Genomic DNA, 15,567 nt, shown 5'->3' on the forward strand with positions numbered 1-15,567 from the left:
ATGGGGAAAATTCGCAAACTCGATGACCAACTCTCTAACTTAATTGCGGCAGGGGAAGTAGTAGAGCGACCTGCCTCAGTCGTAAAAGAACTTGTGGAAAATTCTATCGATGCGAATAGTACATCTATTGAAATCCACTTAGAAGAAGCTGGTTTATCGAAAATTCGCATCATTGATAATGGAGATGGCATTGCAGAAGAAGATTGTATCGTCGCCTTTGAACGACATGCGACGAGCAAAATTAAAGATGAAAACGATCTGTTTCGCATAAGAACACTCGGTTTCCGTGGCGAGGCATTGCCGAGTATTGCCTCTGTTAGTGAATTAGAATTAATCACTAGCACAGGTGATGCGCCTGGTACACACCTTATTATTAAAGGTGGAGACATTATAAAGCAGGAAAAAACAGCGAGCCGAAAAGGAACAGATATTACAGTACAAAACTTATTCTTTAATACACCAGCGCGTCTAAAATATATGAAAACCATTCATACAGAGCTTGGGAATATTACAGATATTGTGTATCGTATTGCAATGTCACATCCAGAAGTATCATTAAAGCTGTTTCATAATGAAAAGAAATTGCTTCATACATCAGGAAATGGTGATGTAAGACAAGTACTTGCATCGATTTATAGCATTCAAGTTGCGAAGAAGCTTATTCCGATTGAAGCACAATCTTTAGATTTCACAATTAAAGGTTATGTAACATTACCAGAAGTAACGAGAGCATCTCGAAATTATATGTCAACAATCGTAAATGGCCGTTACGTTCGAAATTTCGTATTAATGAAAGCCATTCAGCAAGGATATCATACATTACTACCAGTCGGACGATATCCAATCGGCTTCTTATCAATTGAAATGGATCCAATGCTTGTTGACGTTAACGTACATCCAGCGAAATTAGAAGTTCGTTTTAGTAAAGAACAAGAACTGCTAAAGCTTATCGAAGAAACATTGCAAGCGGCATTCAAAAAAATACAGCTCATTCCAGATGCAGGTGTAACAACGAAGAAAAAAGAAAAAGATGAAAGTGTGCAAGAACAATTCCAGTTTGAGCATGCGAAGCCGAAAGAACCATCCATGCCGGACATCGTTTTACCGACTGGTATGGATGAAAAACAAGAAGAACCAATAACTGTGAAACAACCAGCACAACTGTGGCAACCGCCGAAACAAGAATGGCAACCACCACAGTCGCTCGTAAGGGAAGAACAAAGTTGGCAGCCATCTACTAAACCGATAATGGAAGAACCAATTCAAAAAGAGAAATCGTGGAACAGTAACGATGAAGACTTTGAATTAGAGGAATTGGAAGAAGATGTTCAGAAAATAGAAGAGATTGAGATGAACGGTAATGACTTACCACCGCTTTATCCAATTGGGCAAATGCACGGAACATATATTTTCGCTCAAAATGATAAAGGCTTATATATGATTGACCAGCATGCCGCGCAGGAACGTATTAATTATGAATACTTCCGTGATAAAGTAGGACGAGTAGCACAAGAAGTACAAGAACTACTTGTACCGTACCGTATTGATTTATCTCTTACCGAATTTTTACGTGTTGAAGAGCAGCTAGAAGAACTAAAAAAAGTCGGTTTATTCCTGGAACAATTCGGCCATCAATCCTTTATCGTCCGCTCGCATCCAACGTGGTTCCCGAAAGGACAAGAAACAGAAATTATCGACGAAATGATGGAGCAAGTCGTCAAACTAAAAAAAGTTGATATTAAAAAGTTGCGTGAAGAAGCCGCTATCATGATGAGCTGTAAAGCTTCCATTAAAGCAAATCAATATTTAACGAACGATCAAATATTTGCTTTACTGGAAGAACTTCGTACAACAACAAACCCATACACATGTCCGCACGGAAGACCGATTCTTGTGCATCATTCTACTTATGAGTTGGAGAAGATGTTTAAGAGGGTTATGTAGGGATAATATATTGAGGTCAAAGTTAATCTTACTGAGTTAAAAATAAATTATAAAAAAGATGTTTTCGGTATAATGCCGAAAACATCTTTTTGTTTGTGTCAATTGGATCATTTTTTATAAAAAGTTGGATTATTTCCTGCCGATATTGCTCAACAATCCCGCCTGGTAGCTTAATAAGAAAAGCTTTTATTCAAATACAACCATTTCCCCGACATCTATAAATTCAAATCGCTTATAAATATTTTTCCCATCATCTGAAGCTTGTAATACAACTGGCTTTTGTTTGATTTAGAAGAAATTGAAACATGTCACTGCCAATTCCTTTACCTCTAAATGTTTCTTTTGTCATGACATCATAAATAACATAACTATCTGGCGGAGTGATTTTGTAGTTTATTTAAATTTGAGCGTATCAATCTTAAGGTTGTAAGTAGTTCTAGACTAAGATAACTTTGATTTATCTATGTATAAAAAAGCGCTGTATATCAGCACTTTTTAAAGGTACGTAAATTGTATAATAAAGATTTCTACATTACTAAACACATAACTATGAATGGCCAAATATTGATTCTTATTTGGCTAATTGTCATAAGGATCAATATCATTATTTATTTTTATTAATTTTTTCCGTATATAACACCTGTTCTTTATAGTGCTTCTTAATTGGGAAAGTGTGTGTACCAGAGCCGTTTTTAAAATTTTTATTGATAGGATTCTTTAGAGGGATTGTTGTAGTTTCTGTAAATTCATATGGGTAGTTGATTTTAGATTTATCTTCAAACATGAAAATGCCTCCTTTTAGGATTTCCTGAATTCTTTACTATAACATGATATGCATATAGATTTTTTTTGGACTAGTTATTTATAGAGGTTAATGGAATTTAATTACGTAACTACTGAAGTATTTTAAAGGAAAACAATTCGAGAAAGATATTGTGTGAATAGCCACTCGCTATTATTGTTGTTTAAGTTATCATGGTATATTTGAAATTCACGTAGCATATCAGTTTATCTAACAAGCACTATGTGACGAGTTCTTTTATATAGGTGAAGTTAATTGTGCATATATATTCGTTATAAATTGTTTTTATAATGTAATCCATATAGGTTTTTCCTGATAATATAATGTGGGATATTATAGTTTTATTAGGTTATTAGGAACATTTAATGCTGTTTCACAACTGAAAGGGAATTGAAAAAAAACTGAAACTTTTCTCATAAAAATTCAATCTAACTTGAAAAATGAAAGGAAAATGAAATTTTTCACAAGATATTCTTTGTTAAGATAAAAAGCATACATAAATAAAGTGTTGACATATCTTAAAAATGTATTTTCAAGATATAGTGGGGGAAAAGATGAGATTAGAAAAACAATTAATAAAAAAGATGTATTATGAAACATTCCTAATGGAGAATGAAACAAAACCAACTCTTGACGTACTTGGACAAGCTTATGTAAACGAAGAAAAAAATGAGATTTCTGATGGATCTTATATTCGTTTTGCGCAAGGTGAATTTTATTATCGCCATCAAGATTTTGAAGCAGCTATTTTTAAATGGGAGAAGGTTAGTAATGAATTAGCACCATGGGCACAAAAAAATATTGCGGATGCTTATTTCGAACTTAATCAATTATCAGTTGCTGAAAATGTTTATACTTCCATTACTACTGATAATAAAATATTGATGACCGAGATTGGACTACAATTACTTTCTCTTTATATAGAGCAAAATAATTTTGACTCAGCTTTCTCTGTTATTAAAGAAGCAGTTTCCTTAAATCCTGATTATCCAAATGTCACAAAAATTGCCCGTTCTTTTTATGAGGAACAGCAAGATTTTGATAGTGCAGTAGAGCTTGCTGTGAATGAGTTAATTCGAACAGAATCTTATCCATGGTTTGAGGTGTTAAAAGGATATATTGATAAAGGATTTACTAAACATATTTCACCAGATTATTTTTATGATGCATTAATTACATTAAATAATGTAGATCAAGTACAATTTACACAAATGGTTTCATCACTTTGGAACAGTTATAGAAATGAACAAAATTACTTATTATGGCTTAATACAATAAATGAATTTTTCTTACATATTGAAATACATTCGTCCGATATATGGGACAAAATTTCTTCTCTTTACGAAGAAACGTACTTTGCATTAATTCAAGGGCAATATATGCTTAGACAATTACACGATATCATTCCAAATCTTTTAACGAATTGGTTAAAAGTAGTCAATCCATCTTATGCTGTATTTCCATCAGCAGCTGTATTGGCATGGGAGGAGATTTTCCCTTCCAAAATAGATTCAGCAAATATAAAACATGCGGAAAACCTAATGTCATATTCTATTAATCATGTGAATGGTTTAGAGTACAGTTTACATCTTTTTGATTCTATTACACAGTGGGCACAAAAGCACAATATAGAAATAGGTCACCGATTTAGATGGTTAGTTGACGAACTCGCAGATTTAAGAACAACTCGTATTTTAGTAACGGGAACTTCAGGGAACGGAAAAACTACATTTATCAACTCTATATTAGGAGAAAATATATTAGAAAAATCAATTTCAAATGTAGTAGTTTTAAAAAATGATGCTCATACAGAAATTAACGCCATAACAGACGCTGCAATTACAACAACGGAAGATGTCTCTGATTACCATAATATGATGTCTCAGCACCATCAAACATATAGAGATAGAGCATGTGTTGAATTTAAATTACCATGCAGATTTTTAAGTGAAAATAAACTTACATTTGTAGTTACACCTGGCTTTAATAGGAATAACGACACTAGGGATGAGGTATTTGAATATCTAAATTCTGTGGATGAATTATTGTTTGTATTGAATGCGGATTCACCTTTTACTGATAAAGAGCGTGATATTCTATTAAGCATTCAAGAACATACACCAAATTTACAAGTGCATTTCTTATTAAATAAAATCGATAACATCTATAGTGAAGCAGAAGTGAAAAGAGTATTACATGATACGGCAGCGAGAATAAACACATATTTCCCGCATGCGAGAATTTTCCCTTACTCTTCGTTATATACAAGTAGTCAGCAATTGAATGAATTAACAGAGTTTATTCATTTTAACTTTAATCATAAAAATATCGATGCAGAACGTACTGAAAAGCTATTGTTTTTCATTCGAAAAACAATTACATATCTTTTAGATAAACGAGTTGAGAAAGAAAATAATCTAGTGGATGCTATGAATTGGAATGAGGATATGCTAGTGAAACTAAACGGTAGCATTAATAACCTTACTGCATTTGAGAGGGAAAAAATTCATTTCATTACACAATCATATCGTTCAATGAAGACTGAAATTACAAATGATCTTACCGAAAATATTCCGAAGATATTAAAGAGCTGTTCTAATTTAATTAGTGAAGAAAGCGATTTCGGGCGCATGGATACGGAACTAAATAAAGCAATGAATGAAAGAGTACATAAATATTTAGAACAAACTGTATTACCTAATCTTGCTCTTTCTATGCAAAATTGGATTGCAACTTCTAATAATGAGCTTCTTCAAAGTCAAACGTATTTAGAAGAACTTAGTGAAGGGCTTAATTCACTATTTGGAGAAAATAGAATACAGTTAGAATGTGACTTTAAAGTGCTTGATGACTGGCGTAGAGATACTGACAGGATGACGACTAGAATACAAATGGATGAAGTAAATATTTTACGTCGATTTACGCCAGCACAATTTTTACTGAAAAGTGCCGGTAAATTATTTGGAGTTCTTCCTAAAAATAAATCTATGCTGTATAACAAATACAAACAGTATGTAGAAAATGAAGATTATACCGAGGTAACGGATTCTATTATGAAGAAGTTTTTCTTGCAATTTGAGCTGTTTGAAAACACACAAGAGCGAGATATTAATATATTCTTTAGGAATCCATTTAACTCCTTGAAACAAGCTGTAGAAAATATGCAATTAGAAATACAAGAAAAACAAGAGATGTTACATAAAATGAAATCAAATCCTGAAGTTTATCATGATTCTATCGTGCTCTTTGAATTGAGATTACGTCAATGTGAAGCGATTTTACATATAGGTGATGATCATACCTATACAGATGTAACTTTAGAAACAAGCGTAGAATAAAAGTTAAAAATTTCAGGTTTTTTATATGAAATTGCATCATGTGTTATAAGAGAATAAAAGGGAGCAACTGTAATGAGTTGCTCCCTTTTTATATTTAGATTATTTTTCTATTTCTTTAATTTTAGTTTGTACTTCGCCAGTTTTAATTTTATTACTTTCTGAGAAACGTAATAAATCGCCTTCAATAATTTTGTCAGACATTCGTAATTCATTTTGTGCACGGTTAATGAGTGCTTGCGCTTCTTTCTTTGGTAAATTTACAATTTCACCTGTTATGCGGTCATAGAAAATATTGTTTTTGTAAGCATACTTGTCTGTAACGAAGCTACCATCACGTAAAACAACAAAGCCAGTATATTCATCTGAAAACATATCATGACCAAAACGAATATCGTTCGTAGTATCAATTCCTAATAAATTTAGAATAGTAGGTTTCATATCAATTTGCCCCGTAGGCTTTGCAATAGTTTGACCTTCTGTCTGTCCAGGGATATGAATATATAAAGGTGTGCGTTGTAAATTTAAAGTGTCAAATTCTGTTATTTGATCTTTTTCTAAAAACTGTGCCATTGCGCGATTATGTTTTTCAGAAATGCCATAATGATCACCATATAAAACAATAATAGAATCATCATACATTCCCTCGGCTTTCAAACGCTCAATAAATTTTTTAATTGATTCGTCTAAGTAACGTGCTGTTACGATATAACGATCAAATACGCCATTACCAGAGTTGTATGGTTCAATGAATTTTGTATCTTCATCATACGTAAATGGATAATGGTTTGTTAGAGTAAGGAAACGAGCGTAAAATGGTTGATTAACAGTTTTTAATATATCTACTGATTGTTCAAAGTATTCGATATCTTTTAAGCCCCAATTTAAATTTGTTTCAGGCGTAATTTTGTAATCAAGTTCATTATAGTAACGATCATAACCGAGAGCAGAGTACATGATATTACGATTCCAAAATGTTGCGTTATTCGCATGGAATACAGAAGTGAAATAACCTTGCTGACGTAAAATTTCTGGAGTCGCAGTATAATCGTTGTTACCGTGTGTGAAGAATACAGCTCCTCGATTTAATGGATACAACGACGTATCGATGAGAAATTCAGAATCGGATGTTTTTCCTTGTCCAGTTTGATGGAAAAAATTATCAAAGTAATAGCTTTCATTTATGAATTCATTCAAGAATGGCGTAACTTCTTGGCCATTGACTGATGTACCTATTAAAAAGGTTTGCAAGGATTCAAGAGTAACGACAATTACGTTTTTTCCTTTCGCTGCACCAAACATATTAGGGTTTGGTTCACTTTGGTTTACCTTTACATAGTTTTCTGTTTCTTGTAATTTGCTACTATCAGCAAGTGCTTTTTGTGATCCTGCTTTTACTTGCAGTGTTAAGTCATATACTTGATGAGTGTATATTCCTAAATTTTTAACAAGCATGACTCGGTCGAATGATCTCGTTAATAGTTCAGGTCGTTCTTTTTCTGCAAGATGTAGATTTGCAGAAAATACACCAATTGTTAAGAGAAAATATAACAAGCGTGCCGAATGAGTTACACGTCCTGTTTGGAAGACTAGTGACTTCTTCTTTAATAAAATAAAGAAGAAAATAATGTCTACGAATGCGAGAATAATTTTGTAGTTCAATATTTCTATAATACTGCCGCCTAATTGGCCGAAGTTTGATGTTTGTCCAAGTACTGGTAACGTAACGAAATCACTATAAAAATCATAGAACATTACATTCCCAACGAGAACAATTGTTAATAAGAAATTGATACATAGCGCGATATAATTTCGTTTTTCACCGGTTGCAAATAATGCTAGTCCGACAAAAGCTAATGATGTAGCGAGTGGGCTAATAAACAAAATAAGCTCTTGTGTAGAAGACTCAATTTTTAAATCAAAACTGAATCGCGTAATAAGATATGTTTTTAACCATACTGCTAAAGCGATTATTAAAACAAAGCTTATATTTTGCATTTGTAAATTGATTTTATTTTTCATTTTTACTCCTTCTTTATACAATTTATTTAACTTGTGTTATATATTATATTTTTATAACTATTAGAGTGTAATGAACCATTTAACTAATGGTTTCTAAAGGTAATAATATGAAGTATTCACATACGTACAATGGGGAATTTTAAAGCACAAATCTATTTTTTAGAAGCAGAACAGAAAAAGTCATAGTTGTAGTAAAAAATACTTATAGACATCCTAACATATTAAACACTATGATGATGTTACAAAATATCGAACAAATGAAAGTGGAAACGAATAGAGACTTGTAAAACTGTTGACATTCCATTTGTTAGAATGGAATGTCAATAGTTTTACATACATAGTTATGTTACATATGTATCTCATAAAATCCCGATTCTTTGCGGGATAATCGTTAGCGGGGGAGGGATAAGGTACATAAATAAAGCGTTGTGAACCTTAAAATATTTGATTGGTATCTTAATTAAAGAATTTAAATATTAGATACATATTTTCCAACATATAGCCCACTTGCAGCAGCTTGAGATAATGAATGAGTGATGCCTGAACAATCTCCAACTAAATATAGCCCATTTATACTGGTTTCAAAGTGGTTATTGAGTTTTATCGTAGGAGCATAGAACTTTCCGTCAATTCCATATAATAAAGTATCTGTATCGATCGGTTCTTGGATGAATTGTTCTAAGCGTAATAAAAATTCTTTAAGTCCTTCAATATATAATGGAGGAATTTCTGTATTCAAGTCTCCATAATCCCCTTGTAGTGTAGGCTGTATATGGTTATGTTTCATGTCGTTCGCTGTTGTAGGCTGTTTATTTAGTAAATCCTCTAAGCGCTGTATAACGATTCGATCTCGTCCTTGGTTAATGTTTTTAATAATTGAACTTGCATATACATTTGCTTCTTTGAGAGTTGAAAAATAGCGCGGAATAAATAAAGTGAAATTCAAGTTAGGTGTGCCAGTTCCTTTCTCTCGAAAATTTTGACCGTCAGGCATAACTAAACCTTCTTCATATTTTCTAATAATACGTCCTTTTGGATTCATACAGTAAGTAGTTGCTGTGAAACCTTCATGCTCATAAGAAAGTTTAGTCTCAAATGTATCTTTTAATATAGAACGTAATTGGTGTTCTTTCATCTCTACTCTAATACCTAAATCTACACGAGTTTGTTCCTGAGAAATATTTAGAGAAGTGCACATTTCTTTCAACCAATCCGCTCCGGAACGCCCAGTTGCAAATACTAGTTGCTTAGATTGAACTGTTCCTTCATTTGTCTCAATTGTAAAGTGATCTTTCTGCTTCGTAATATGTTGTACATCTATATGAAATTGTATATTTATTTTCGTAAGTAAAAATTCGTAGAGTTGCTGAAATATGTCACTTGAAAGTGTAGTACCAAGATGCCTTACTTCTGTTGTGAGCATTTGTAAACCACATGCTTCAGCTCTTTTGTTGAGATTTGGATTTTCTGTAGAATATTTTGGAACTGAACTTCCTCCAAATTGACATAGAATTTCATCTACTTCAGCCATAAGCTGCAAAAAGTCCTCTTTACCAACTTTTTGCTCAAGTTCTCCGCCAAATCCGTTTGTATAATTAAATTTCCCTTCAGATTTTCCTAAACCACCAAACCCGAAATATTTATCACATGTAGTACAATTGCATGTTTTCCCTTCGTCTAAAGGACAATGTCGATCTTCTAGCGCTTTACCTTTATCAAGAATTAAAACCTTTTTGTTACTTTTAGCTAGTGAATAAGCCATAAAAATGCTACTTACTCCAGCGCCGATAATTGTAACATCATACATATTCTTTCACCTGCTAACGAATAGTTTGTTTTTTATTTTTCTAGTGTATAACAATTTTATGAAGTTAAGAAATAGCTTTTATTAATAAAGAGGGAGTTTTTGAACTTGATGCTTTTTAATTTCTCCGACTGGTGGAGTAAATACAAATGTTTTTATTTGAAAAAAGAAATAGTTTTAAAAAATCACTATGTCATATGATTAATAAAATCTTACATATAAAAAAACAGACCTTTTAAGTGAATAGGTCTGTTAATGATTTTAAATCTTATTTAGCGAAGACGTGGTTACCGATTACTGCTACTGTTTGACGTGTCGTAATCCATTTGTCTGTTGATGTTTTCGGATTATAGAAATAAAGCCAATCAGAATGTATTCCATTTGTGGAGATAGCCTCTTCTACTGCCATTTTTGCTTCTGGGCTTGCAGGATGATTAATTCTTCCATCTGTAACAGGAGTAAATGCATATCCATATTTAATAGGTTCATAAATAACGCCTGTTATTGTATTTGGAAAACCTTTTGCGTTTACACGATTTAGGATAACTTTTGCTACGGCCACTTTTCCTTTATAAGATTCGCCACCTGCTTCAGCAGTAACTAAGCGTGCCATTAAGTCTTTTTCTTTTTCTGAAATGCTTGTGTTGATTTTTAAATGTTGTCCTGTATAAAGCTTGTTTCCGACTATAGTGTTAATTTGTTTTATAGATTGAACGGTAACATTGTAACGCTTTGCTATCGTTTCTAATGAATCTCCCGGTTGTACTTGATAAATAATTTGTCCAGAAATGTTCGCAGGTTTGGCGTTTTGACGAACAGTGATTTCATTTGAGTTCACGGATCCTGGAATATGTAATTGTTCGCCAATAAAAGCTTGATCGTTTCTTTTATTATTAGCCTGTTTAATGGATTGTATTGAAACACCGTATTGTTTACTAATGCCCCAAAGTGTATCGTTCTTTTTTACTGTATGAATGGTAGAAGCTTCAGCTGTACTTTGACCACATACGAATGTAATTGCAGCCGCAGATAAAGGGATTATATATTTTATTTTTAGTAATTTCATTGTAAATCCTCCTAAGAAAAAATTAAGGTGAAACTGTTAAGTAATGTAGTTTGAAATGTTTATATATGCTATATATCAATGTAAGTATATTAGCACATATAAAATAAATAATCATCAAAAGTTTCTTATTCATGTAGTGTAGAGTCCGAATATGAAATATTGCATATGAAAATACATTGAAGTTCATATTTCTGATTACTATAATCTATTTAGTAGAACGGGAATACGTAATAGAAATAAAATTATTATAGATTAATATAATGATTAATAATTATTAATAGGAGGATTGATGTAATGAAAATATTTCAAAAAATGTGTGCGTCAACTGTAATCATTACAACACTTTTAGGAATAGGAGGAACTGTCAATAGTGTACATGCTGATTCTATAGAACAGCAGAGTAAATTAGGAATAGAACAAGAAACAGATGAGCAAATCATTGTAAAATTTAAAGCGGATTTGAAATTTCCATATGAAGATGGTATTGAAAAACAAATACAATCTCAAACGAACGATAAAGTAATAAAAGATCTTTTGACAGAATATCCAGATGTAACATTTACTCGTTTATTCACATCTGTAAGCCCGGAACAAATACAAAATCTTGAAGTGAAAGCACCCAATAATGTATCTACAAGTTTATTAAACTACTATATTCTTCAAACTCAAAATAGTGGGCATGAAGAAGAACTAGTAGATAAGTTAAAGACATCTTCTTTAATAGAAGATGTGTATATGAAGAAACAAGAAAAAATAACACCACCGGAGGTACAACCATTAAGTATATCTTTTAATCCGAATAACAATCCTAGATATGAAAAACAAGGTTATCTTGAAGCAGCACCATACGGTATTAATGCGCCTTTCGCCTGGGGAGTTCAAGGCGGTAAGGGAAGCGATGTCACCTTTGTTGATATGGAATATGGATGGTTATTAAATCATGAGGATTTAGTACATCAAAATATTGAATTAATGTCTGGAATAAATATAGATCAACATGTCGGTCATGGGACGTCTGTACTAGGAATTGTATCCTCTGAGGACAATAAAGTTGGGAATATTGGGATTGCGCCAAAAGCGAAAGCAAAGGTGATTTCTCAAATAAGAGATAACGGACAGTATAATACAGCTGATGCAATATTAAGTGCTGTGAATCAGTTAGAAGCTGGGGATGTTTTATTATTAGAGGCACAGGCTTCCTTTGATGGATACGGTGATAAATATTTACCTGTTGAGGTACAACCAGATATCTTTGATGCAATTCGTGCTGGTACAGATAAAGGTGTTGTCATTATAGAAGCTGGAGCAAATGGTTGGAATGATTTAGATCAATTTAAAGATAGAAATGGTAAACAAATTTTAAATCGTAATAGTAAAGATTTTAAAGATTCAGGTGCAATTATGGTAGGAGCGGGCTCCTCATCTTTACCTCATGAGCGTATGTGGTTTTCGAATTATGGAAGCCGTATTGATGTGTATGGCTGGGGAGAAAATGTAGATACAACTACAGCTGAGCAAAGTCGAAGTGCTGTAAATCTTTATACATCTAGCTTTAGTGGCACGTCGAGTGCTTCGCCTATTATTGCCGGAGCAGCGACTTTAGTACAAAGCATTGCTAAAGAAAATTTAGGAAAACCATATAGACCGAGTGAACTAAGAGCAATATTAAGCAACCACAACACAGGAACAAAATCTAAAGATCCATATTCAGATAAAATTGGTGTTTTACCAGATTTGAAGTCTATACTGGTAAACTTAGGGTATGGACAAAGAAAACCAAACGGTGGGAATGAGTTACAAGTAACAGAAAATGAACCAAATAATGAGCCTAGACAGGCAAATAAAGTTAACATTCATACACCGGTGAAAGGAACGCTACATAATAGTGATAATGTAGATGTATTTACTTTCCAAATTGACTCACCAGAAAATATTAATATTTCTCTACTAAATGAACAAAATATCGGAATGACATGGGTACTTCATCATGAATCAGATTTAAATAACTATGTAGCATATGGTGAAAATGAAGGAAATGTAATTAAAGGTACTTATAATGCAAGGCCAGGTAAATATTATTTATACGTCTATAAGTATGAGAATAAAGATGGTTCATATGTATTGAATATAAAGTAAACGAAAGGAACTTCAGATGAAGTTCCTTTAAATTTTTCTAATTCAGGATATGTGAATGATTTTTTAACGTTACTTCTATGCAATATTTCATACTTATGAAATGTTATTTATTTTTTACTCACCAGATTATATTATATTCAATAAGTATGATATAAAACAGAAAAAGGAGGAATAATAATGAGCAGTAAAAAATTTATTTTGAAATTATTCATATGTAGTACGATATTTATCACATTTGTATTTGCTTTACATGATAAGCAAGTAGTTGCAGCAAGCTCTGTTAATGAGCTTGAAAATTGGTCAAAGTGGATGCAACCTATACCTGATAATATCCCATTAGCACGAATTTCAATTCCAGGAACACATGATAGCGGGACGTTCAAGTTGCAAAATCCGATTAAGCAAGTATGGGGAATGACGCAAGAATATGATTTTCGTTACCAAATGAATCATGGAGCTAGAATTTTTGATATAAGAGGACGTTTAACAGATGATAATACGATAGTTCTTCATCATGGGCCATTATATCTTTATGTAACACTGCATGAATTCATAAACGAAGCGAAACAATTTCTAAAAGATAACCCAAGTGAAACGATTATTATGTCTTTAAAAAAAGAGTATGAGGATATGAAAGGGGCAGAAGGTTCATTTAGTAGTACGTTTGAAAAAAGTTATTTTGTTGATCCTATCTTTTTTAAAACAGAAGGAAATATAAAATTGGGAGATGCTCGTGGGAAAATTGTACTACTAAAAAGATATAGTGGTAGTAATGAATCTGGAGGATATAATAATTTTTATTGGCCAGATAATGAGACGTTTACTACAACTGTAAATCAAAATGTAAATGTAACCGTACAAGATAAATATAAAGTGAGTTATGATGAGAAAGTAAAATCTATTAAAGATACGATAAATGAAACGATGAACAATAGTGAGGATTTAAATCATCTGTATATTAATTTTACAAGCTTGTCTTCTGGTGGTACAGCATGGAATAGTCCGTATTACTATGCCTCCTATATAAATCCTGAAATTGCAAATCATATAAAACAAAAGGACCCTACAAGAGTAGGCTGGATAATTCAAGACTACATAAATGAAAAATGGTCACCATTGCTGTATCAAGAAGTTATAAGAGCGAATAAGTCACTTATAAAAGAATAAAGATGATGAGAGTAAGAAGCGATAAAATACGTCGCTTCTTATTGAAAATACAGTGTATCTTGTAAATGGGACAATTTTCGAGTTATCTCAATCGATGTTTCATTATGAAAAGACTAAACTTTTAAATCGAATTAATTTCAAATGAAAAAAGAAAATAATTTATCTTGCAAAAAAGCAACTGATCGTAAGTGTTCAGTTGCTTTTTATTTTTAAAGTGGATGAGCAAAAAAACGTAAAAGTGGTTGGTCCGTTTTTTGCAAACATCTATTATGATAAGAGAAGAAAGATAGTATGTTATCAACGTTTTAAAGAGGAAGTTCTTAATAAAAATAGACTAGCCTTAGAGAGGTGAAAATACAATGAGCTTTGCGATTTCACTAGTCGTTATTATTGTAATTATATCACTGTTTGGGACCGTACTAGTTGCACGAAATGTGGAGGAGAATTACGGAAAGTCTACAAAGAAAAATGTAAAAAACTTATCAACTATTTATATTATCCTTCTTTTCGTACTACTTGTTGGAGTAACGTGGTATGCGGTAGTGATTTAATAGTTTTTAAAGAAAAAGATTAATATTGTGTACGATGGAGGAGTATGATTTTGATAAAAAATGAACGCCACGTTTTAATTGTTTTTCCGCATCCAGATGATGAGTCATATTGCGTGGCAGGTACAATTTTGGCTTACGCTCAGCGGAACGTTCCTTTAACTTACGTTTGTTTAACGCTAGGTGAAATGGGGAGAGCGATGGGAAATCCGCCTTTTGCAACACGTGAATCGTTATATGCTATAAGAGAGAAAGAACTAAAGAGCGCTACAAATATTTTAGGGATTAAAGATTTACGTATGATGGGATATCGTGATAAAACTCTTGAATTTGAAACTCCTGGAGAGTTAAGACGTGTAATACAAAAATGTGTAGAAGAATTGAATCCTTCATTGGTCATTTCTTTTTATCCGGGATATGCAGTTCATCCAGATCATGATGCAACAGGAGAAGCGGTGGTCGAAGCGTTATCTAATATTCCTGAAAATAAAAGGCCAACATTTTATGCGGTAGCTTTTTCAAATAATCATGAAGTGGAAATAGGTCCGCCACATTTTAAAAATGAAGTAAAAGAATATGTTCCAAAAAAGCTAGAAGCATTGCAAGCACATGCATCACAATTTGCGACTAAAGTAACGGAACTGAAAAGAGAGTATGACGATGGTGTACCAGAAACAGTCGAGTGGTTAGAAAGAGAACCGTTTTGGATATATCCATTCAAAGATAAAAATAAGTGATGCTAC

The 15,567-nt window shown here is 32.6% G+C and carries 10 protein-coding genes and 2 pseudogenes; 7 read left to right on the forward strand and 5 right to left on the reverse strand.

Annotated features, from left to right (window positions below):
• Positions 1-1,944, forward strand: coding sequence for a DNA mismatch repair endonuclease MutL (gene mutL, locus ACQVV1_RS06270; protein ID WP_242251998.1), 1,944 nt, complete (start codon positions 1-3; stop codon positions 1,942-1,944).
• A 186-nt stretch (positions 1,945-2,130) separates the two neighbouring features.
• On the opposite strand, the pseudogene ACQVV1_RS06275 reads toward mutL, so the two are convergent.
• Both ACQVV1_RS06275 and ACQVV1_RS06280 read right to left on the reverse strand, forming a co-directional pair.
• Positions 2,131-2,329: pseudogene (locus ACQVV1_RS06275) on the reverse strand (GNAT family N-acetyltransferase); the annotation flags it as partial.
• A gap of 219 nt (positions 2,330-2,548) precedes the next feature.
• On the reverse strand, positions 2,549-2,728 hold the full coding sequence (locus ACQVV1_RS06280) for a hypothetical protein (protein WP_242251997.1): 180 nt from the start codon (positions 2,726-2,728) through the stop codon (positions 2,549-2,551).
• Positions 2,729-3,300: 572 nt separating this feature from the next.
• On the opposite strand from ACQVV1_RS06280, the gene ACQVV1_RS06285 reads away from it, so the two are divergent.
• Positions 3,301-6,084, forward strand: a complete 2,784-nt coding sequence (locus tag ACQVV1_RS06285; RefSeq protein WP_242251996.1) for a dynamin family protein — start codon at positions 3,301-3,303, stop codon at positions 6,082-6,084.
• A 99-nt stretch (positions 6,085-6,183) separates the two neighbouring features.
• On the opposite strand, the gene ACQVV1_RS06290 is transcribed toward ACQVV1_RS06285, so the two are convergent.
• The 3 genes from ACQVV1_RS06290 to ACQVV1_RS06300 form a co-directional block, all read right to left on the reverse strand.
• Positions 6,184-8,103 (reverse strand): LTA synthase family protein, encoded by a 1,920-nt coding sequence (locus tag ACQVV1_RS06290; protein WP_242251995.1) that lies wholly within the window; start codon positions 8,101-8,103, stop codon positions 6,184-6,186.
• A gap of 469 nt (positions 8,104-8,572) precedes the next feature.
• Positions 8,573-9,910, reverse strand: coding sequence for an NAD(P)/FAD-dependent oxidoreductase (locus tag ACQVV1_RS06295; protein ID WP_242251993.1), 1,338 nt, complete (start codon positions 9,908-9,910; stop codon positions 8,573-8,575).
• Positions 9,911-10,175: 265 nt separating this feature from the next.
• Complete coding sequence (locus ACQVV1_RS06300) at positions 10,176-10,973, reverse strand: cell wall hydrolase (protein ID WP_242251991.1); 798 nt, start codon at positions 10,971-10,973, stop codon at positions 10,176-10,178.
• Between the two features lie 294 nt (positions 10,974-11,267).
• Here ACQVV1_RS06300 and ACQVV1_RS06305 point away from each other — a divergent pair, with 294 nt between their 5' ends.
• From ACQVV1_RS06305 to bshB2, 5 genes and pseudogenes are all read left to right on the forward strand, one after another.
• Complete coding sequence (locus ACQVV1_RS06305; protein ID WP_242251990.1) at positions 11,268-13,109, forward strand: S8 family peptidase; 1,842 nt, start codon at positions 11,268-11,270, stop codon at positions 13,107-13,109.
• 177 nt (positions 13,110-13,286) lie between these two features.
• Complete coding sequence (plcA, locus tag ACQVV1_RS06310; RefSeq protein WP_242251988.1) at positions 13,287-14,276, forward strand: phosphatidylinositol diacylglycerol-lyase; 990 nt, start codon at positions 13,287-13,289, stop codon at positions 14,274-14,276.
• Between the two features lie 31 nt (positions 14,277-14,307).
• A pseudogene (locus tag ACQVV1_RS06315) lies at positions 14,308-14,421 on the forward strand (GntR family transcriptional regulator); the annotation flags it as partial.
• Between the two features lie 214 nt (positions 14,422-14,635).
• Positions 14,636-14,827 (forward strand): hypothetical protein, encoded by a 192-nt coding sequence (locus ACQVV1_RS06320; RefSeq protein ID WP_242251986.1) that lies wholly within the window; start codon positions 14,636-14,638, stop codon positions 14,825-14,827.
• Positions 14,828-14,880: 53 nt separating this feature from the next.
• Complete coding sequence (gene bshB2 / locus ACQVV1_RS06325; protein ID WP_242252296.1) at positions 14,881-15,561, forward strand: bacillithiol biosynthesis deacetylase BshB2; 681 nt, start codon at positions 14,881-14,883, stop codon at positions 15,559-15,561.
• Positions 15,562-15,567 lie beyond the last annotated feature (6 nt).

Source organism: Bacillus basilensis (assembly GCF_050630465.1).
Taxonomy (GTDB): Bacteria; Bacillota; Bacilli; order Bacillales; family Bacillaceae_G; genus Bacillus_A; species Bacillus_A basilensis.

Excerpts from the sequence above, each read along its gene's own strand:
- mutL (WP_242251998.1), top strand. The coding sequence starts at position 1 with ATGGGGAAAATTCGCAAACTCGATGACCAACTCTCTAACTTAATTGCG.
- ACQVV1_RS06280 (WP_242251997.1), bottom strand. The coding sequence starts at position 2,728 with ATGTTTGAAGATAAATCTAAAATCAACTACCCATATGAATTTACAGAA.
- ACQVV1_RS06285 (WP_242251996.1), top strand. The coding sequence starts at position 3,301 with ATGAGATTAGAAAAACAATTAATAAAAAAGATGTATTATGAAACATTC.
- ACQVV1_RS06290 (WP_242251995.1), bottom strand. The coding sequence starts at position 8,103 with ATGAAAAATAAAATCAATTTACAAATGCAAAATATAAGCTTTGTTTTA.
- ACQVV1_RS06295 (WP_242251993.1), bottom strand. The coding sequence starts at position 9,910 with ATGTATGATGTTACAATTATCGGCGCTGGAGTAAGTAGCATTTTTATG.
- ACQVV1_RS06300 (WP_242251991.1), bottom strand. The coding sequence starts at position 10,973 with ATGAAATTACTAAAAATAAAATATATAATCCCTTTATCTGCGGCTGCA.
- ACQVV1_RS06305 (WP_242251990.1), top strand. The coding sequence starts at position 11,268 with ATGAAAATATTTCAAAAAATGTGTGCGTCAACTGTAATCATTACAACA.
- plcA (WP_242251988.1), top strand. The coding sequence starts at position 13,287 with ATGAGCAGTAAAAAATTTATTTTGAAATTATTCATATGTAGTACGATA.
- ACQVV1_RS06320 (WP_242251986.1), top strand. The coding sequence starts at position 14,636 with ATGAGCTTTGCGATTTCACTAGTCGTTATTATTGTAATTATATCACTG.